The sequence below is a fragment of the Citrobacter sp. 21OH12SH02A-Citro genome, assembly GCF_027919895.1.
GTDB classification, from domain to species: Bacteria; Pseudomonadota; Gammaproteobacteria; order Enterobacterales; family Enterobacteriaceae; genus Citrobacter; species Citrobacter braakii.
Map to the genome: position 1 here is coordinate 238099 of NZ_CP114801.1, position 18530 is coordinate 256628.

Annotated in this window: 16 protein-coding genes; 5 read left to right on the forward strand and 11 right to left on the reverse strand. The window is 50.1% G+C overall.

Going from position 1 to position 18530, the window contains the following annotated elements; translation table 11 throughout:
• Positions 1-4: 4 nt before the first annotated feature.
• Positions 5-1654: an alpha,alpha-trehalase gene (locus tag O6D90_RS01135; protein ID WP_016157701.1), complete on the reverse strand. Its 1650-nt coding sequence runs from the start codon at positions 1652-1654 to the stop codon at positions 5-7.
• A 425-nt stretch (positions 1655-2079) separates the two neighbouring features.
• Here O6D90_RS01135 and O6D90_RS01140 point away from each other — a divergent pair, with 425 nt between their 5' ends.
• Entirely contained in the window at positions 2080-3474 is a 1395-nt protein-coding gene (locus O6D90_RS01140) for a cytochrome-c peroxidase (protein ID WP_016157700.1), read from the forward strand.
• Between the two features lie 381 nt (positions 3475-3855).
• Positions 3856-3939: a damage-inducible type I toxin DinQ gene (dinQ, locus tag O6D90_RS01145; RefSeq protein WP_003837776.1), complete on the forward strand. Its 84-nt coding sequence runs from the start codon at positions 3856-3858 to the stop codon at positions 3937-3939.
• A gap of 66 nt (positions 3940-4005) precedes the next feature.
• Here the strand turns inward: dinQ and gorA are convergent, their stop codons facing one another.
• A complete protein-coding gene (gorA, locus tag O6D90_RS01150) occupies positions 4006-5358 on the reverse strand; it encodes a glutathione-disulfide reductase (RefSeq protein ID WP_016157699.1) in 1353 nt (450 codons plus the stop codon).
• Positions 5359-5462: 104 nt separating this feature from the next.
• Positions 5463-6305 carry a 23S rRNA (adenine(2030)-N(6))-methyltransferase RlmJ gene (locus tag O6D90_RS01155; RefSeq protein ID WP_016154881.1) on the reverse strand — a complete coding sequence of 281 codons (843 nt, stop codon included), beginning with the start codon at positions 6303-6305 and terminating at the stop codon, positions 5463-5465.
• 214 nt (positions 6306-6519) lie between these two features.
• On the opposite strand from O6D90_RS01155, the gene prlC reads away from it, so the two are divergent.
• Both prlC and rsmJ read left to right on the forward strand, forming a co-directional pair.
• A complete protein-coding gene (gene prlC / locus O6D90_RS01160; protein WP_016157698.1) occupies positions 6520-8562 on the forward strand; it encodes an oligopeptidase A in 2043 nt (680 codons plus the stop codon).
• A gap of 8 nt (positions 8563-8570) precedes the next feature.
• Positions 8571-9323, forward strand: coding sequence for a 16S rRNA (guanine(1516)-N(2))-methyltransferase RsmJ (gene rsmJ / locus O6D90_RS01165; protein ID WP_016157697.1), 753 nt, complete (start codon positions 8571-8573; stop codon positions 9321-9323).
• A 98-nt stretch (positions 9324-9421) separates the two neighbouring features.
• On the opposite strand, the gene O6D90_RS01170 is transcribed toward rsmJ, so the two are convergent.
• From O6D90_RS01170 to O6D90_RS01200, 7 genes are all read right to left on the reverse strand, one after another.
• Positions 9422-9709 carry an HPr family phosphocarrier protein gene (locus O6D90_RS01170; RefSeq protein ID WP_029139725.1) on the reverse strand — a complete coding sequence of 96 codons (288 nt, stop codon included), beginning with the start codon at positions 9707-9709 and terminating at the stop codon, positions 9422-9424.
• Between the two features lie 2 nt (positions 9710-9711).
• A complete protein-coding gene (locus O6D90_RS01175) occupies positions 9712-10884 on the reverse strand; it encodes a hypothetical protein (protein WP_016157695.1) in 1173 nt (390 codons plus the stop codon).
• Positions 10885-10901: 17 nt separating this feature from the next.
• Positions 10902-11600 carry a DeoR/GlpR family DNA-binding transcription regulator gene (locus O6D90_RS01180; RefSeq protein ID WP_016157694.1) on the reverse strand — a complete coding sequence of 233 codons (699 nt, stop codon included), beginning with the start codon at positions 11598-11600 and terminating at the stop codon, positions 10902-10904.
• Between the two features lie 39 nt (positions 11601-11639).
• Positions 11640-12068, reverse strand: a complete 429-nt coding sequence (locus O6D90_RS01185; protein ID WP_016157693.1) for a PTS sugar transporter subunit IIA — start codon at positions 12066-12068, stop codon at positions 11640-11642.
• Complete coding sequence (locus O6D90_RS01190) at positions 12065-13513, reverse strand: PTS mannitol transporter subunit IICB (protein ID WP_016157692.1); 1449 nt, start codon at positions 13511-13513, stop codon at positions 12065-12067. Before O6D90_RS01190 ends, O6D90_RS01185 begins: the two co-directional genes overlap by 4 nt.
• Positions 13514-13543: 30 nt before the next feature.
• Complete coding sequence (locus O6D90_RS01195; protein ID WP_016157691.1) at positions 13544-14353, reverse strand: sorbitol-6-phosphate dehydrogenase subunit; 810 nt, start codon at positions 14351-14353, stop codon at positions 13544-13546.
• 451 nt (positions 14354-14804) lie between these two features.
• Positions 14805-16004, reverse strand: a complete 1200-nt coding sequence (locus O6D90_RS01200) for an NAD(P)/FAD-dependent oxidoreductase (RefSeq protein ID WP_016157690.1) — start codon at positions 16002-16004, stop codon at positions 14805-14807.
• Between the two features lie 232 nt (positions 16005-16236).
• Between O6D90_RS01200 and O6D90_RS01205 the strand changes: the two genes are divergently transcribed.
• A complete protein-coding gene (locus O6D90_RS01205; RefSeq protein WP_016154877.1) occupies positions 16237-16740 on the forward strand; it encodes an RrF2 family transcriptional regulator in 504 nt (167 codons plus the stop codon).
• A gap of 200 nt (positions 16741-16940) precedes the next feature.
• On the opposite strand, the gene dtpB is transcribed toward O6D90_RS01205, so the two are convergent.
• Positions 16941-18413 (reverse strand): dipeptide/tripeptide permease DtpB, encoded by a 1473-nt coding sequence (dtpB, locus tag O6D90_RS01210; RefSeq protein ID WP_016157689.1) that lies wholly within the window; start codon positions 18411-18413, stop codon positions 16941-16943.
• Between the last annotated feature and the right edge of the window lie 117 nt (positions 18414-18530).

Below are 18530 nucleotides of genomic sequence, written 5' to 3' on the forward strand. Positions count from 1 at the left end.
GCTGCTAGGGTTCGCCATACAGACCGATGAGTCGGCGCACCACGCCATTGGTCCAGCCAAAGCCGTCCTGCAACGGGTATTCCCCGCCGCCGCCTTCGCGCGGCGCGGCGTCGGCGATGTGGTATTTTTCGATAAGCTTGTGGTGTTCCTGATAAAAGAGATTCACCGTTTTCAACCAGTTACGGGCAATTTCATCCCCGAGATGGTCGTCGCCGTAAAGTTTGAAACCCTGGATCGCCATCCACTGCAGCGGCGCCCAGCCGTTGGGTTTATCCCATTGCTCACCCGTTTCATGCTCCGTGGCTAAAATCCCTCCGGGGGTAAGCAGGCGACTGCGGACCGCATTGGCAAGTCGGTCGGCTTGTTCATGCGTTGCCATGCCGACATACAGCGGCACAATACTGGCGGCAGAGAACAGAGCCATTTGTTCGCGCCGCCAGTCGTAATCGCGATAGCAGCCGTTTTCATCGTCCCAAAGATAGCGATTCACCGCATCGCGGCGGTCATTGGCTTTCTGGCGAAACTGCGCTTCAGTGTCTTTGTCGCCTTTCAGTGCGGAAATATTGGCGATAGTGCTCTCCAGCTTGTAGAGGAACGCGTTCAGGTCAATAGGGATGAACTGAGTGGTGCGTATGCTGGCAAGACGGCCTACATCGCGTAGCCAGCGCGAGGAGTAATCCCAGCCGGAGGCCGCGCCCGCGCGCAAATCCCGATACACTTCATTGGGTGGGCGACCCGAATGCTTGGCGGTCTCGACGTCTTCAAGCCACGACTCATCGCGCGGCGTATCACGATCGTCCCAATAGCGGTTGAGCAGGGAGCCGTCCGACATTCTGATCACGTGACGGTAGGCCTGGTTGAGTACCAGGGAATCTGCGCCATCCATCCAGAACGCGTACTCCATTTTTAGATGATCAAGGTAACGACGCGCGCCGCGTACGCCATCCTCTTCAAACAGTTCGACCATCAGCGCAAAGACCGGCGGCTGCGAGCGACTCAGGTAGTAAGTACGGTTACCGTTCGGGATATGACCATAGTTTTCAATCATCCAGGCAAAGTTATCCGCCATACATTTCAGCAGATCTTCGCGACCGCTCTCCGCCAGACCCAGCATGGTGAAGTAGGAATCCCAGTAGTAGGTTTCACTAAAACGCCCGCCGGGCACAATATATGACTGCGGTAACGCCAGCAGCGAGGACCAGGGAATGTGGTCCTGTGGTTCGCGCGTCAGCACTGGCCACAGTTGATCGATATGCTCTTTCAGCGAATTTGCCGGGTCAGAAACATATTCACTGGAGGGCGTTTCCGGGAGCCAGAAGTGGTTCTCGACGAAGCGTCGCAGATCAAAGTCGCGGTGGCGTTTAACCTTGCGATAGCGGATCAAAATATCCAGCGGATCCATTTTCGGCGCACAGTCGGGGAAGGTTTTGCTATCGGCAAACAGTTTCGACGACTGAACGTGTTCGAACAGCTCGAGGTAACGATCGGCGGGAGTTAACGCATCTGAGGCGGGTAACCCTTCAATCATCTCTGGTTCAGGCTCCGCCTCAATCATTTCATCCAGCTTTAACTCGCACGGATCCATTTCATAAAGCAGATCGATGTCGATCGTCATTTCTTCAGAAGGGGCGTGGGGTAGTTTCTGGTTGAGCATAATGCGAAAGACCTCCGATGGACGTTGAAAGATTAAGGCTATTGCCCGCTCGTCAATTAAGCGTAGACATTCGCTTCGGTATCTGGTGAGTAAAGCGTGCGGTCGATCACATTTTAGTGCTGCGCAATATCCAAAAAATAAATCTATCCCAATGAAAATAATGCAGAATTCCGAATTCTGCACAACCTGAGGATATTCCATTTTCAGAACATTCGATTGCAACGAGGTGTGAACACAACCTGGTAACGTTTAACTCTATAATAGGCACAGGCTATTCTATCGATAGTTCTCCTCCATGTAATTGCTTGATACTTATCAAAATAGTAATCCCCTCATTTCCTATGATGGTCAGGTCTGACAAAGACTGTCTATTAATTATTCTAATTTTCTGGGTCACAATAACTCACAACGGTGAGGGTAAAATAATGAAAATCATTACCCGTCTTACCGTGATTGCCATAGCTGGCGTCGCGATTTGTTATTTTGGATTATCCGGTTATGTGTGGTATCACGATAATCAACGGAGTAAACAGGCTGATGTTCAGGCCTCTACGCTGGAAGAAAATAATAAAGTACTAGGGTTCTTACGTGAAAAAGGATGCGATTATTGTCACACTCCTTCGGCTGAATTACCTTTCTATTCTTCTTTTCCCGTCGCTAAGCAGTTGATGAATTACGATATTCAACTGGGATACAAATCATTCAATCTGGAGGCCGTTCGTGCGGCGCTGGTCGCGGATAAACCCGTTTCGCAAAGCGATCTGAATAAAATTGAGTGGGTGATGCAGTACGAGACCATGCCGCCGACGCGTTATACCGCACTGCACTGGGCTGGCAAGGTAAGCGATACGGAGCGAGCAGAGATCCTGGGCTGGATTGCGAAACAGCGTGAGCAGTACTACGCCAGTAACGATACTGCCACGCAGCATCGTAATGAACCTGTACAGCCGATACCGGAAAGTATCCCGACCGATGCCCGCAAAGTAGCGCTTGGTTTTACGCTTTACCATGACCCGCGTATTTCCGGCGACAGCACGATTTCTTGCGCGCACTGTCACGCCCTGAATGCGGGCGGCGTGGATGGCCGGAAAACGTCAATCGGTGTCGGCGGCGCGGTTGGCCCTATCAATGCGCCAACGGTATTTAACTCGGTCTTTAACGTTGAACAATTCTGGGATGGTCGTGCGCCAACACTGCAGGCGCAGGCCGGTGGTCCACCGTTGAACCCTATCGAAATGGCGTCTAAATCCTGGGATGAAATTATCCAGAAACTGGATAAGGATCCGCAACTTAAGCAAGAGTTCATTGCCGTTTATCCGCAGGGATTTAGTGGGGATAATATTACCGATGCGATTGCTGAGTTTGAGAAAACGCTGATTACGCCAAATTCGCCGTTTGATAAATGGCTGCGTGGTGATGAAGCGGCCTTAACCGCTCAGCAAAAACATGGCTATCAGTTGTTTAAAGATAATAAGTGCGCGACCTGTCATGGCGGTATTATTTTAGGCGGACGTTCATTTGAGCCATTGGGGCTGAAAAAGGACTTTAATTTCGGCGAGGTCACTGCCGCAGATATTGGCCGCATGAACGTCACCAATGAATTACGTGACAAGCTGCGTCAGAAAGTCCCTGGATTGCGTAACGTTGCGCTGACTGCGCCCTATTTCCATCGCGGTGATGTGCCTACGCTCGACGGCGCGGTAAAACTGATGCTGCGTTATCAGGTGGGTAAAGAACTGCCTCAGGAAGATATCGACGATATCGTGGCATTCCTCGAAAGCCTTAATGGGGTATATACACCGTATATGCAGGGTAAATAATTTCTCTGTGGTCCAGATTCGGACGTAAAAAAACCGACTTCGCGTCGGTTTTTTTACGCTTCAGCCCGAGTTGGTGGTTCTGGCCGGAGTGAGAGTTCCATCATCTAACGCTTCAATCGTATTACCTTACCGGTAGTATTGCAAGAATACGCTGGTTGTTTTGATTAAAACAACTGTATACTTATCCAGTTAGCTCTGAAGCATTTTCATTCCGGACGCGCGCTAAACGCTTTCTAAGTCCTGATCGGCTGTACGGGTGGTGCCGTTGGCCGATGCTCTGGCCGGAGTGAGAGTTCCATCATCTAACACTGGGACATGCGCCGTGACAGGCAATGGATGAGTAAGCGGATGCATTCTCACTCCATCTGATGGAGAAAACGGGTGATTGATAAAGCAATCATCGTTCTGGGAGCGTTAATCGCGTTGCTGGAGCTGATCCGCTATCTGCTGCAACTGCTGAACTGATAGCGGAAACGTAACTAAGGGCAAAGAGCTAACCCCTCTTTGCCCTTTAACATTCCTGAAGCGCGATTAACGCATGGTCACGAACTCTTCAGATGCCGTTGGGTGAATGGCAACGGTGTTATCAAAGTCTTTCTTGGTTGCACCCATTTTCAGAGCGACCGCGAAGCCTTGCAGCATTTCATCCATCCCAAAACCAATGCCGTGAATACCGACAATCTTCTCTTCCGGACCGACGCAAACCAGCTTCATGCGGCACGGCTGACGGTGGGTGGTGACAGCGGTATACATCGCGGTAAACGATGATTTATACACTTTCACCTGATCATCGCCGTGCTGTTCGCGAGCCTGCTGCTCGGTCAGGCCCACGGTACCAATAGGCGGATGGCTGAAGACCACGGTCGGGATGTTGCTGTAGTCCAGATGCTCGTCCGGCTTGTTGTTAAACAGACGCTCGGACAGACGACGGCCCGCGGCAACGGCAACCGGCGTCAGCTCAACGGCCCCGGTGTTATCGCCGACGGCATAAATACCCGGCACGCTGGTGTTCTGGAATTTATCAACGATGATGTACCCTTTTTCGTTGGTTTTCACGCCAGTAACCGCCAGGTTGAAGTTGTCGGTGGCAGGTTCACGACCGATCGCCCAAATCAGGCAATCTACCGTTTCGCTACGACCATCTTCCAGTTGCAAGGTCAGGCTACCATCAGCGTTTTTAACGACCGCTTTTGGAATTGCGTGAGTATGCAGAGTCGGGCCTTCGGCGTTCATCACCTCAACCAGCGTGTCGACGATCATCGGGTCGAAGCTGCGCAGCGGCGCGTGTTTACGCACGAACAGATGCGTTTGTGCACCCAGACCGTTAATTACGCCCGCCAGTTCAACGGCGATGTAGCCTGCGCCAACTACGGCCACACGTTTTGGCAGCGCGGGCAGCTCAAAGAAACCGTCGGAGTCGATACCGTATTCCACACCCGGAATGCTTGGATGGCTCGGGCGACCACCGGTAGCAATCAAAATATGATCGGCAGTAATGGTTTCACCGTTCACTTCAATGGTTTTGGCATCGACAAAGCGGGCAAAGCCTTTAATCACATCGACATTATTTTTGCCCAGCACGTTGTCGTACGAGGTATGAATGCGATCAATATAAGCGGTACGCGTGGCGATCAGTTTATCCCAATCGAACTTATTGATGGTGGTGTCGAAACCGTAATCCGGCCCGTACATGTGGATTGCTTCGCGGACCTGTGCGGCATGCCACATCACTTTTTTCGGTACGCAGCCAACGTTAACGCAGGTGCCGCCTAGCTCTTTGGCTTCAATCAGCGCGCATTTCTGGCCGTACATTGCTGCACGGTTAATGGAGGCAATACCGCCGCTGCCGCCGCCAATAGCGATGTAATCATAGTGCTTGGTCATGACCGCTCCTTCATGTTCATTGTAGGGCGGAGAAGCGTTACGCCATCCGCCAAAATATTCGCGATTGTATACCTGAAATTAAAAGGTTCCACCGATGACTGCGATTACTCCGGCACGATCCAGCTTACCGACGTATGACCGGTTCCTGCCGGAACCAGTTTGCTGTGCAACCACGGCAGGACACTGTTCATCTGCTGCTCCAGCTTCCACGGCGGGTTTATTACAATCATACCGGACGCCGTCATGCCGCGCTGATCGCTGTCCGGGCGCACCGCCAGCTCAATCTGCAGAATTTTGCGGATACCGGTGTCTTCCAGGTCGTGGATCATGCGTTTGATTTGCTGGCGCAGAACTACCGGATACCACAGCGCATAGGTGCCGGTTGCGAAACGCTTATAGCCTTCGTTAATACCGGTCACCACCGCCTGATAGTCGCTTTTGATTTCGTAGGGGGGATCGATAAGGATCAGCCCGCGACGGGAAACCGGCGGTAATTTTGCTTTTAGCTGCTGATAACCATCGGCTTTGGCCACGCGTGCGCGCTCATCTTTCTGGAATTCGCCGCGCAGCAAAGGAAAGTCGCTCGGGTGCAGTTCCGTTAATTGCAGGCTGTCCTGTTCTCGCAGCAGCTGGCGAGCAATTAACGGAGAGCCGGGGTAATAGCGCAGTTGGCCGCTACGGTTGAAGTGCTTCACCACGCCAATGTAGGGTTCCAGTTCGGCAGGCAAATCGTCCTGCTGCCAGATACGGGCGATCCCTTCCAGATATTCACCGGTACGTTCGGCATGCTCACTGCTCAGCTGATAACGGCCTGCGCCAGCATGGGTATCCAGATAGAGAAACGGTTTTTCTTTCTCTTTAAGCGATTCGATGATCAGGCTCTGGACGGTGTGTTTAAGGACGTCGGCGTGGTTGCCAGCGTGATAACTGTGGCGATAACTCAGCATGGGTAAACGTGTTCCAGGTTATAAACGTAGGCCCGAAAACAGCGCAATATCGGGCGAAAATAAAGCGTATCGCCACAGTATACAGAAAAGTCGTCACTGCCGCGAAAGCGCAACGCCTGGCATTGAAATCCTCTACACTTAACCCCATTGTACAAATTAATATGCACAGCGCCGGATACGCGCTTCATTCACTCTTTTCAACAGGACCGCGCTAATGACCAATCCATTGCTGACCCCCTTCGAACTGCCGCCGTTTTCTAAAATTCAGCCTGAGCACGTTGTGCCTGCCGTGACTAAGGCGCTGAACGATTGCCGCGAAAACGTTGAGCGAGTGGTTGCGCAGGGCGCGCCGTACACCTGGGAAAATCTTTGCCAGCCGTTGGCGGAAGTTGACGATGTGCTGGGGCGTATTTTCTCTCCGGTTAGCCACCTGAACTCGGTGAAAAACAGCCCGGAATTGCGCGAAGCCTACGAACAAACGCTGCCGCTGCTGTCTGAATACAGCACCTGGGTTGGGCAACATGAAGGTCTGTACAAAGCGTACCGCGACCTGCGTGACGGCGATCATTACGCTACCCTGAACACCGCACAGAAAAAAGCGGTCGATAACGCGCTGCGCGATTTTGAGCTTTCTGGTATTGGTCTGCCGAAGGAAAAACAGCTGCGCTATGGTGAGATTGCCACCCGCCTGTCTGAGCTGGGCAATCTCTACAGCAATAACGTCCTCGATGCCACGATGGGCTGGACTAAGCTGGTGACTGATGAAGCGGAACTCTCCGGCATGCCGGAAAGCGCGCTGGCGGCTGCAAAAGCCCAGGCTGATGCTAAACAGCAGAAAGGCTACCTGTTAACGCTGGATATCCCAAGCTACCTGCCGGTGATGACCTACTGTGATAACCAGGGGCTGCGTGAGGAGATGTATCGCGCTTACTCCACTCGCGCGTCTGACCAGGGGCCAAACGCTGGTAAATGGGACAACAGCCCGATAATGGAAGAGATCCTCGCGCTGCGCCACGAGCTGGCACAGCTGCTGGGCTTTGAAAGCTACGCTTTTAAATCTCTGTCCACCAAAATGGCGGAAAACCCGCAGCAGGTACTCGACTTCCTGACGGACCTGGCGAAACGTGCCCGTCCTCAGGGCGAGAAAGAGCTGGCTCAACTGCGCGCCTTCGCGAAAGCGGAATTTGGTGTCGATGAGCTGCAGCCGTGGGATATCGCTTACTACAGCGAGAAACAAAAACAGCACCTCTATAGCATCAGCGACGAGCAGCTGCGTCCATACTTCCCGGAAAACAAAGCCGTTAACGGCCTGTTTGAAGTGGTTAAACGTATTTACGGCATTACCGCTAAAGAGCGCACTGATGTTGACGTCTGGCACCCGGAAGTACGTTTCTTCGAACTGTATGACGAAAACAACGAACTGCGCGGCAGTTTCTATCTTGACCTGTATGCCCGTGAACATAAACGTGGCGGGGCGTGGATGGACGACTGCGTCGGCCAGATGCGTAAAGCCGACGGTACGCTGCAAAAGCCTGTTGCCTACCTGACCTGTAACTTTAACCGCCCGGTGAACGGCAAACCCGCGCTGTTTACCCACGATGAAGTGATCACCCTGTTCCACGAGTTCGGCCACGGTCTGCACCATATGCTGACCCGTATCGAAACCGCCGGTGTTTCAGGTATCAACGGCGTGCCGTGGGATGCGGTCGAACTGCCGAGCCAGTTTATGGAAAACTGGTGCTGGGAGCCCGAAGCGCTGGCATTTATCTCTGGTCACTTTGAGACCGGTGAGCCGCTGCCCAAGGAGTTGCTGGATAAAATGCTGGCGGCGAAAAATTACCAGGCGGCGCTGTTTATTCTGCGTCAACTGGAGTTTGGTCTGTTTGATTTCCGTCTGCATGCGGAGTTTAACCCACAGCAAGGGGCGAAAATCCTCGAAACGCTGGCGGAAATTAAAAAGCAGGTCGCCGTGGTGCCGGGCCCAACGTGGGGCCGCTTCCCGCATGCCTTCAGCCATATTTTTGCTGGTGGCTATGCGGCGGGTTACTACAGCTACCTGTGGGCCGACGTGCTGGCGGCGGATGCATTCTCTCGCTTTGAAGATGAAGGGATTTTCAACCGTCAAACCGGACAATCGTTCCTCGATAACATTCTCACCCGTGGTGGTTCTGAAGAGCCGATGGAACTGTTCAAGCGCTTCCGTGGCCGTGAGCCGCAACTGGATGCAATGCTGGAGCATTACGGGATTAAAGGCTGATTATTCACGTGAAAATCTGCTTAGTCGATGAAACAGGCGCCGGAGACGGCGCCTTATCTGTTCTTGCCGCCCGCTGGAATCTTACGCACGATGAAGATAACCTGATGGCGCTGGTGATGACACCGGAACATCTGGAACTGCGCAAACGTGATGAGCCCAAACTCGGCGGTATCTTCGTGGATTTCGTTGGCGGTGCGATGGCTCATCGGCGGAAATTTGGCGGTGGTCGCGGCGAAGCGGTGGCGAAGGCGGTTGGCATTAAAGGCGATTACCTGCCGGATGTGGTTGATGCGACTGCAGGGCTGGGGCGCGATGCGTTTGTGCTGGCCTCAGTAGGCTGCCGCGTGCGAATGCTGGAACGTAACCCGGTCGTGGCGGCGCTGTTGGATGATGGCCTGGCGCGAGGGTATGCTGACCCGGAAATCGGTCCGTGGCTGCAGGAGCGTTTACAACTGATCCACGCCTCAAGCCTGGCGGCGTTAACCGATATCACCCCGCGTCCGCAGGTGGTGTACCTCGACCCGATGTTCCCGCATAAGCAGAAAAGCGCGCTGGTGAAAAAAGAGATGCGGGTGTTTCAGTCGTTGGTGGGGCCGGACCTGGATGCGGATGGGCTGCTGGAGCCTGCGCGTCAGCTAGCCACTAAACGTGTGGTAGTGAAGCGCCCGGATTACGCACCGCCGCTGGCGAATGTCGCCACGCCGAACGCGGTAGTTACGAAAGGGCATCGGTTTGATATTTACGCGGGGACTCCTGAATAGCCTTTCCACTTAACTCGATCATGGGTGGTGGTCATCATAATGCTCCCAAATCTTCGGATGTTGGCGCTTATTTAAAAATAAGCGCCAATGATATTAGCTTATTCACCTAAACCATTTTCGATTTCGGCGCTAAGTTTTTGTAATGCAATTTGGGCATCTTCACCCAGGAATACGATATTGACTTCATGGCCTTTTTTTATACCCAGGGACATGAGAGCCATTAGACTCTTTGCATTTACGTATTTATCACTTCTTGCAAGATTTGCGATCTTAACTTCACATTTAAAGGGTTTTAATGTCGCAACCAAGTTTGCTCCTGGACGAGCATGTAGACCATGCTCATTTTTTATGATGAAACGAGCATTGCAATTGGCATCAGGCATCATAATTAACACTGTGTCGTTGGAATTAAATTTTCAGCATCCAGCGCTAAATATTGCTGTGCAACATTAAGCGTCACGGGGTGATTTTTAGGTAAGCCAATGATTTCGGCAGCGGTAGTCAGCAATCCCATTCGTTGCATTTTCTGTTGCAGTTTGACAGAGGCTTGATCGTCTTCGGCATAATAAGCAAGGCCGCAAGCGATCGCTTTTGTGAGGGGGGTGTAATCGAGGTCGTGTTTAAGACAAAGTTGCACGACACCCATTAAGCGATCCTGATAAGCCAATTTCCGAATAGGATCATAGGCGACACGATGAATCGAATCCGGGAGTTCGTTTTTAGCTTTAGGTAAGTACTCCAGATCTTTTAATGCTTCACGCGTGATTTGTGGGTATTCGGTCATTACCGCAGTAATTGTGACATCGTGTACCGCATTGGCCAAATCTGAAACCTGAGGATCGGCTGAGGCATCAGGAATGGTTTTGTAACCTTTCAGATGTCCATACCAGGCGGTAGTAGCGTGAGGGCCATTGATGGAAAATACTTTGATGTCTTTAAGCATTTCCAGATGTTCGCGTGGCTCTAGCCATTCCACACCACTGATGTCGTTATAAAGAGGAGTTTGAATGATCAATGAGGCAACGGCGGTGCTGTCTATCTGGGTTGCGTAGTGCGTTTTGGCATCGGTGGAGCGTCTGACAATTGAGTCGCGGATCGCTACGTGGGTGTCGAACCATTGACGCGCTTCAGCAGATGGGATTGCGTCACGGTACCAGCCTTCAATATCTTTAATAATATGATTTTTATTTGTCAGGCAAATTAATGACATTTTTTTGTTTGGGTCAATATGATATTGATGCTCAAAACATTTGCCAAGATACTGAGCGGATTCTGCAAAATCCTCTGGATAAAGTGGACACATAATGACAGACGACTCAAGAAAGTCATTCATGACAGAATAGTTGTCATCGGTCAAAAAAGCATTAAAGTTGGTGATCTCGTGTAAAATGATGTCATCAGTACGAAAAACCTGAACGGTATATTTGTTTTCACGGTTCAGTTCATCAATAACTCTTTGGTCTTTATCCAGAAATGTTATATCCCAGCCAGCATTGTCAAATGTTTCGCCCACAAAACCTTTACCAAGGCGGCCAGCGCCTATAATTAATACGCGTTTCATTATAACTCCTCATATTATTAGATATCCTTGCTCGTGAATATATGATTTATATCCTTGAGTGAGGACACCACGAAATTAGATCTGGTCTCAAGTTTTTCTTCGGTTACAAGAATGGCAACTTCATTAGAGACTTCAGCCATTTTTTGTTTGGTATAACACTCATCCAGATCGGGAATAGTTACACCGACTTCACTGTCAACATGCGCAACACCCATAAAGTATATATCCGGGCGAATAGCATTTAATTCGCGAATAGTTTCAGCACCAATTAAAACCAAAGAGTTTTTATAAAGCCTGCCCCCTAATCCTATAACCTCTACATTCTTGTAATCACTTAATAAATGCAGAATAGGGATGTTATTAGAAACAACAGTGCATTTTAAATCTTTGGGTATTAGCTTTATGAGTTCGTAGTTAGTTGTTCCTCCGTCAATTAAAATGACGCTATTTTCTTTAATTAAATGTACGGCTTTCTTTGCCAGCTTTACTTTCTCATTGGTGTTCAGATCCTGCCGGACATTAAACTCAGTGATGGCAGGCCCGACGCGTATTGCGCCACTATGAACACGATGAATTACTCCTTGATTCGCAAGCTCATTTAAGTCGCGTCTTATGGTGTCCTCAGAAACCTTAAGACGCTCACTTAATTTACTGACAACAATCTTTTTCTCTTTCTCAAGTATTTGAAGAATAATATCTTGTCTTGCCGCTTTCATCGTAATGACTCATTTTATTCAGAGAATAATGAGTATATCTTAGATGTTTAGCACTTGTAAAATATATTCTATAGAGTTAGCGGTTCGTAATGCCTGAACATTCTTTTCTTCAATGCAAATTAAGGCGATTTTATTTAACAAGTCCATATGTTCGCCTTCTTTACCCGCGATACCTATGGTTATATAGGCAGTATTTCCATCACCAAAGTCTATACCGTCAGGAAACTGTACTAAAGAAATGCCTGACTTAATGATTTCGCAATCTGAACCATCCGTACCATGTGGTATTGCTAAACCATTGCCTAAATAAGTTGAAACAATCTCCTCTCTGAGTTTCATTCTCTGAACGTATTTATCTGTCACATAGCCATTCATTTTCAGAATATTTCCAGTAAGGGTTATAGCTTCAAATTTATCGTTGGCATGTGCATTAAGAATAATGTTCTCGGGGATAAAGATGTCACTCATGCTGGCACCTCTTCATGGTTTTCATGATTATGCGATTTTATAAACGCAACTGTTTCGTCATAATCACTCAACTTAATAAAGTTATTAACGGTCATAAACACAGTATCGGTGTTTTCACAGCTTAATTTTGCGCGCTCAAGGAGCCCAGATAAAGTAATTACCATATCGTAGTCTCTACCCACTCGGTTTGCTGAATCGTTAATAACCTTAATATAGCCGAGCCCTTCTTCTTGTAGTCGTTTACGTAGAACAGAAGCGCCCATTGCGCTAGAACCCATCCCGGAATCACATGCGACCAATATACGTTGCACCTTTTTTACGCTGGTATTGGATAAGCCTGGGACAAAATCAGCCACAGATTTAACCTGACGCCCGCCGACAGTCACTGGGCTTTCATCATCATCTTCTGAACCGGGGCTGATTTTAAGTATTAACCAGCCCAGCGCGCATGACACGATAAATCCTGCGCTGATGGACACCAGATTGGCAACGATGGCGCTTTTCGGCGTCATCATGGCGATAGCGATTAAACTGCCTGGAGATGCAACGCCGATCAACCCGCCTTCCATGATGACTTGTAAGAATAAGGAGACGGCAAGTCCTCCCATTGTGGCGAATACCAGTAATGGATTTGCCAGCACAAACGGAAAATAGACTTCACCGATCCCCGCTATACCTGCAATAAACATCGCCATCGGTGCTGTTTTCTTCGCGCGTCCACGTCCAAACAGGGCTATCGCCATTAATGTTCCGAGCAGTGGGCCATTATTGGTATCTACCAGGAACATGATTGATTTACCCAGTTCGGGAACCTGGGCGAAACCAATTGGTGCGAGAATGCCGTGGTTAACCACATTATTCAGGAACAGAACCTGAGCGGGCGCCATAAACACTGACAGTAAAGGGAGTAAATTATTGCTGGTACACCAGTTTACCCCTGACGTGATAATGACAATCAGCAGGCGGATAACCGGCCCAACGGTCATATAGGCGAAAATAGCGCATATCAGGCCAATAATTCCGAGACTGAAATTATTGACGAACATTTCAAATCCCGGCTTAATTTTGTCCTGCACTTTTTGGTCAAATTTCTTCAACAGCCAGGAAGAGAGTGGCCCCATGACCATCGCCCCACTGATCATCGTGATTTCTGACCCGACGATAACGCCCATTGTCGCGAATGCAGCAATGACCCCTCCACGTTGACCGTGGATGTTATATCCTGCGGTATAGCCAATCAGTAATGGAAAAAGGTAATTCAGGATTGGGCCAACCATTTCACCTAATTTTTCATTAGGGAACCAGCCATTAGGGATAAAGATGGCGGCCATTAAACCCCATCCCACAAACGCTCCCAGATTCGGCATAACCATGCCGCTCATAACTCCACCAAACTTTCTAATTTTTGCTAACGCAGGGCTATTGGCAATTCGACTGTTCCCCATGGTCGGCTCCATTCTTATATTGATGAGTGATTAATGATGCGATTTACCGCCGGTAATATTGATTACGGACCCGGTGATATAAGAAGAATGATCGGAAACCAGGAAAGAGATCAGGTCGGCAATCTCTTCAAGTTTCCCCGGACGACCAAGAGGAATAATGCCTTTATAGTCTTTATGAACATGATTTGGATCGGTTCCTCGTGTGTAAGCCAGCGCCCGGAAATTGGCTTCGCTGTTCATTGGCGTTGGTACATTGATGGCTGGCTCAACGCTAACAACGCGCACATTGTGGGGGCCCAACTCTTTCGCCCATGAAAATGTGAAGGCGTTAACGGCGGCTTTCGTTGCGGAATAGCAGCTCTGCCCGCGTGAACCCTGAACACCAGCTTCAGAAGTCATATTGATAATGACGCCGGATTCTTGTTCGACCATCTGGCGCCCAATGGACTGCGATACCAGAAAAACAGCTTTCTGGTTAACGTTGACCATAAAGTCGAAATCATCTTCGCTCAGTTCATATTCTGGTTTTTCCTTAAATACATCGACTAACAGGCGTGGACGGCTGACACCCGCATTGTTGACTAAACCGTCTATATGACCAAACCTCTTTACCACTGAGGCCGTGAGCTGCTCAACTTCTGTTTTTTTGGTCACATCGCATTTGATGAAGATGATGTCGTCGAACTGGCTGAAGTTTTTATTGGGTGATAAATCGGCATAAACCACGGTTGCACCGTTGGCGTAGAGATTCTCAACCATTTTTTCACCCAGGCCCATACTGCCACCCGTCACGACCACGACTTTACCGGAAAGATCCAACCACTTTGTTGCTTGATCCATTTACGTTCTCCCACTTTTCACGATTGACTGACAGCAGCTGCCTGGGTATTTGACATTCGATGCCCGCAGCATATTGTTTACATGTTGATGCGGTTTTTTGCGTGTTTATAATCTATGCGCAGAAAAACGCATTGCCTACGAAGATCGTTGATTTTTGCGATGCTAATCACAGGATACATTTTAAATTCTTTTAATTCAGTTGGTTGCTTATATTTCTTGTGTTTTGCGTAAAGGATCGCATTTGTGGTGTGTACGATTGTTAATCGATTCATTAATGCGTTTATTTGCGCGTTTGCTTTTTTAATGCGTCTTTATGCGTGATTAAAATTGAGGGGAATAATTGATAAAGAAGCATGTATATAACTGATGGGGCATTGCTGGGGAGGTTGTATGGCACTGGCGACTTCCTGACAGAGTGATTGTCCGTCAGGAAGACTATGTTTACTGGAGGTTAGACAAACGGTGCGTATGGGTCAGCCATCTCAAATGCGACGGCTCTTTCCGCTTTCGGCGGATAAATCAGTTCACTGACAATCGAGACTTTCAGTTTCTTCGCTTCTGCGCGAGTGAGTTTGACCTGCTGATCCCATCCTTCGGTATACACCGCGCCCCACGCGCCGAGATCCAGACAGGTGACGTACATCTCCTGACGGTACGGTGAAGGTTCTACACCCAGCAGGCTTGCAGCGGCGTTATTACCGGCAAATTTACCCAACAAAATAGCGTGCTGGCAGGTCATTAACGCATGGTTGCCTTTGTCATCGGTGGCGGCGTAGGCCACATCGCCAGTGGCGTAGATATCATCATGACCCACGACCTGCAGATTGGCATTCACATGCAGGCGGCCCTGTCGATCGCGCGGGGCGTTAATCTGTGCTGTCAGGTTATTGGCCTGCACGCCGACGGTCCAGATAACTGTTTGAGAGGCAATAACCTGCCCATCTTTCAGCGTTACGCCGCCGGCGTCCACGCTTTCTACTTCTGCATTTACCAACCATTCGATGCCCAGTTCAGTGGAGGCTTCGATTATTACGTCGCGTAATTCCTGGCTCCAGCGCCCGGCAGGCTGAGCACCGCGTTCAACTACGACCACTCTGGTCTTAGCATCGGCACCCAGAATCTCACGCAGACGACCAGGCAATTCCAGCGCCATCTCAATCCCGGTAAAGCCGCCGCCACAGACCACCACCGTATTGCGAGTCTCACTTTCCGGCTGTAATGCCAGGTCTGTAATGTGCTGCTCCAGTGCAGTGGCGCTCTCGAGCTGGTCGAGGTCAAACGCATGCTCGGCTGCACCGACAACGGCGTCGCGGTTAACGTGACTCCCGCTGGCGAGTACCAGGCGGTCGTAGCGGCGCAGATGAATTTCACCGTTGGCATCTTTCCAGCTCACCTCTTTAGAGTCCGGGATGATCTGCTCGACGTGACCTTGCAGGAAGTTGACGCCGGTAACGTCAAACAAGGGTTGCAGCGGGGCGACCAGGGTTTGTACGGCGCGTTCATAAAAGCGTGGGCGGACACGCAGCTCTGGCTGTGGTGCAATTACTGTAATATCAATGGCCTGCTGATGTTTATCCGCCAGTCGTGCGGCGCTTAATGCTGCCCACATACCGGCAAAGCCGGCGCCCACGATCAGAATTCGTTTACGCATTGGGGGGTTCTCTCTGGTGACTACGAATAATTTACTCGGATTTTATTTGTCGTAGTTAAGAATTGCAATGCGATCAGGATCCTTTTTGTCCTGATGTCGTAGGGTGTTTGATTATCTATTTGATAAATATATGATTAAAGTTTTTATATAAATATGGGTTGTGCTGCTGTCTGGAATGAATGAGACGAAAAAGCTACAATTAACTCAGATTCATTTTGGCTGAGATAAGAGAATGGCATTTTACAGTTCTGGGGTTGAGTACGGCATTCATAGCCTGATGTGTATGGTCGACAGCAAGGGCGACGCGCGGGATATGAGCGTGCGGGAAATTGCCGAGCTGCAAAGCGTGCCGTACGATTACCTGGCGAAAATTTTCACCCGTTTGTCGAAAGCGGGCCTGGTGCGCAGCATTGAGGGAAAGGGCGGCGGTTTCCAGTTGGCTAAACCTGCTGAACACATTACGGTGCTGGACGTGGTGAATGCCATTGATGGCGATAAGCGCATCTTTGAGTGTCGTGAGATTCGCCAGCGGCTGGCGGTATTTGAGGAGCATCCGCCGGAGTGGGCCTGTGAAGGCATTTGTGGTGTGCGCTCGGTAATGGATATGGCTCAGCAGCGAATGGAAGAAGCGCTCGGTCAGCATACGATTCTGGATTTGGCGCGCAAAATGTACCGCAAAGCGCCGGACACTTTTGTGGTCGAAGTTCAGGAGTGGATTAACGCGCGCAAAGGGTAGCGATTGAAAATGCCCGGTGCTTATCCTCGGTGAGAAGCGCTTTCCGTTGGCGTGATAAGACCGAAGTCTTAATCAACGCAATATCGTTCATGGTCATGTCCATTCATGATGACCTGTTTGTATAAAATACGCTCTTACAATGCAGGACTTAAAAGGCAAAAAAAACCGCGATGTGCCTCGCGGTTAATGTTAAAAAAAGCTTATTTACTGCTATCTGGCGTATTAATCATTCGGTTCAGCCAGGGCACCATAATCGCCATCACCACCGTGACAGCCAGGGTGACCAGGCCTATCTTGCTGAAGACGTTGGTGTAAATAGGCAGCGTTTGCAGCGGGTCGGTGATGTTCTCCGGTACGGCAGTAAACGTGGCGACATACCCGCCCATCAGGAAGGCGGCGGCTTGCGTCAGGAACCACATCCCGAGAATAAAGCCCATCAGGTGCTGCGGCACGAGAGCGGCGACCATCGCCAGTCCCAGGGCACTAATCAGCAGTTCACCCAGGCTCTGGAACAGATATACCAGCACGATAAACCACGGCGACGTCAGCCCCTGCGCATCCGCAAACCACATCCCGGCAGCTGCGGCCGTCAGGAAGCCCAACGAGCACAGGAACATACCGAGCGTAAATTTCATCGGCATAGTCAGGTCTTTGCCTTTGTTTCCCAGACGGGTATAGATCGCGGCCAATACCGGACTTGCCAACACCACCCAGAACGGGTTCAGCGCCTGGAAGCTCACTGGGTTAATGGCGAAACCGAGAATTTCATGGTGCACGTTATTGATAGCAAAGAAGTTCAGCGATGTCGGCATCTGCGCGTACAGCACGTAGAACACAACCGCTTCCAGCATCAGGATGAAGGCCACGAACATCTTGTTGCGCCCGGTTTTATCCAGTTTGAATGCCTGACGGAAGAAGATGATAGTCACGGCAATCGACAAGACGATCAGCACCAGGTTGGCAATCTGCACGTTGTGCATCAGCCAGGCGCAGACAAATACCATCACTACCGTACCGGCCAGCACGTACAGCAGATTACGGAAATTCAGCGGCTTATGGTCTGGCTCAGAACCGATATTTTTTACCATCCCACGGCAGGCAAAGTAGACCAGCAGCGCGACGATAAGCCCGGCTCCGCACAGGTTGTAGGTCACCGCGTAGCCAAACTTATCGGCAATCACCGGCGCCAGCGACAGCGACAGCAACGAACCGATGTTAATCGACATATAAAACAGGGTGAAAGCACCGTCCAGACGGGCGTCTTTTGGTGGATAGCATTTTGACAACAGGCTTGCCGGGTTGGCTTTAAACAGCCCGTTACCGACGGCAATGGTACCCAAAGCAATAAAGATCAGATCGGGCTTGAGCAGCGACATCCCGGTCATGAAGTAGCCGATTGCCAGCACAATGGCACCGAGAACCAGCGTGCGCTTGGTGCCTAACAGGTGGTCGCCGACGTAGCCGCCGATCGAGATCAGGCCGTAGACCAGCGCAGCAAAGGCACCAAAGGTGACAAATGCCTGTTCCTGTGAAAATCCTAGCTGCTTAACAAAGAATACCGCCAGGATGCCCTGAACGCCGTAATAGCCAAATCGTTCCCATAATTCTACAAAGAAGATCATGAAGAACGGACGAGGTTGCTGCAGCAAGCCCGTAGGTGCAGTTTTATTCATATTCCATCGCCTTTCAAAGCCATCCCGAAAAGTATGAACGCGTATGCTTAAACGCGCCGAAAAAGTCTTATTTTGTTATAGACTGCGGCTATTAGCCGCGAGAGTAGAGTATTATAG

What these genes read in the sequence shown, in the direction of transcription:
- O6D90_RS01195 (WP_016157691.1), bottom strand. Translation starts at nt 14,353, where the DNA reads ATGGATCAAGCAACAAAGTGGTTGGATCTTTCCGGTAAAGTCGTGGTC.
- O6D90_RS01135 (WP_016157701.1), bottom strand. Translation starts at nt 1,654, where the DNA reads ATGCTCAACCAGAAACTACCCCACGCCCCTTCTGAAGAAATGACGATC.
- gorA (WP_016157699.1), bottom strand. Translation starts at nt 5,358, where the DNA reads ATGACCAAGCACTATGATTACATCGCTATTGGCGGCGGCAGCGGCGGT.
- O6D90_RS01155 (WP_016154881.1), bottom strand. Translation starts at nt 6,305, where the DNA reads ATGCTGAGTTATCGCCACAGTTATCACGCTGGCAACCACGCCGACGTC.
- O6D90_RS01200 (WP_016157690.1), bottom strand. Translation starts at nt 16,004, where the DNA reads ATGCGTAAACGAATTCTGATCGTGGGCGCCGGCTTTGCCGGTATGTGG.
- prlC (WP_016157698.1), top strand. Translation starts at nt 6,520, where the DNA reads ATGACCAATCCATTGCTGACCCCCTTCGAACTGCCGCCGTTTTCTAAA.
- O6D90_RS01170 (WP_029139725.1), bottom strand. Translation starts at nt 9,709, where the DNA reads ATGATGCCTGATGCCAATTGCAATGCTCGTTTCATCATAAAAAATGAG.
- O6D90_RS01205 (WP_016154877.1), top strand. Translation starts at nt 16,237, where the DNA reads ATGGCATTTTACAGTTCTGGGGTTGAGTACGGCATTCATAGCCTGATG.
- O6D90_RS01140 (WP_016157700.1), top strand. Translation starts at nt 2,080, where the DNA reads ATGAAAATCATTACCCGTCTTACCGTGATTGCCATAGCTGGCGTCGCG.
- O6D90_RS01175 (WP_016157695.1), bottom strand. Translation starts at nt 10,884, where the DNA reads ATGAAACGCGTATTAATTATAGGCGCTGGCCGCCTTGGTAAAGGTTTT.
- O6D90_RS01190 (WP_016157692.1), bottom strand. Translation starts at nt 13,513, where the DNA reads ATGGGGAACAGTCGAATTGCCAATAGCCCTGCGTTAGCAAAAATTAGA.
- O6D90_RS01185 (WP_016157693.1), bottom strand. Translation starts at nt 12,068, where the DNA reads ATGAGTGACATCTTTATCCCCGAGAACATTATTCTTAATGCACATGCC.
- O6D90_RS01180 (WP_016157694.1), bottom strand. Translation starts at nt 11,600, where the DNA reads ATGAAAGCGGCAAGACAAGATATTATTCTTCAAATACTTGAGAAAGAG.
- dtpB (WP_016157689.1), bottom strand. Translation starts at nt 18,413, where the DNA reads ATGAATAAAACTGCACCTACGGGCTTGCTGCAGCAACCTCGTCCGTTC.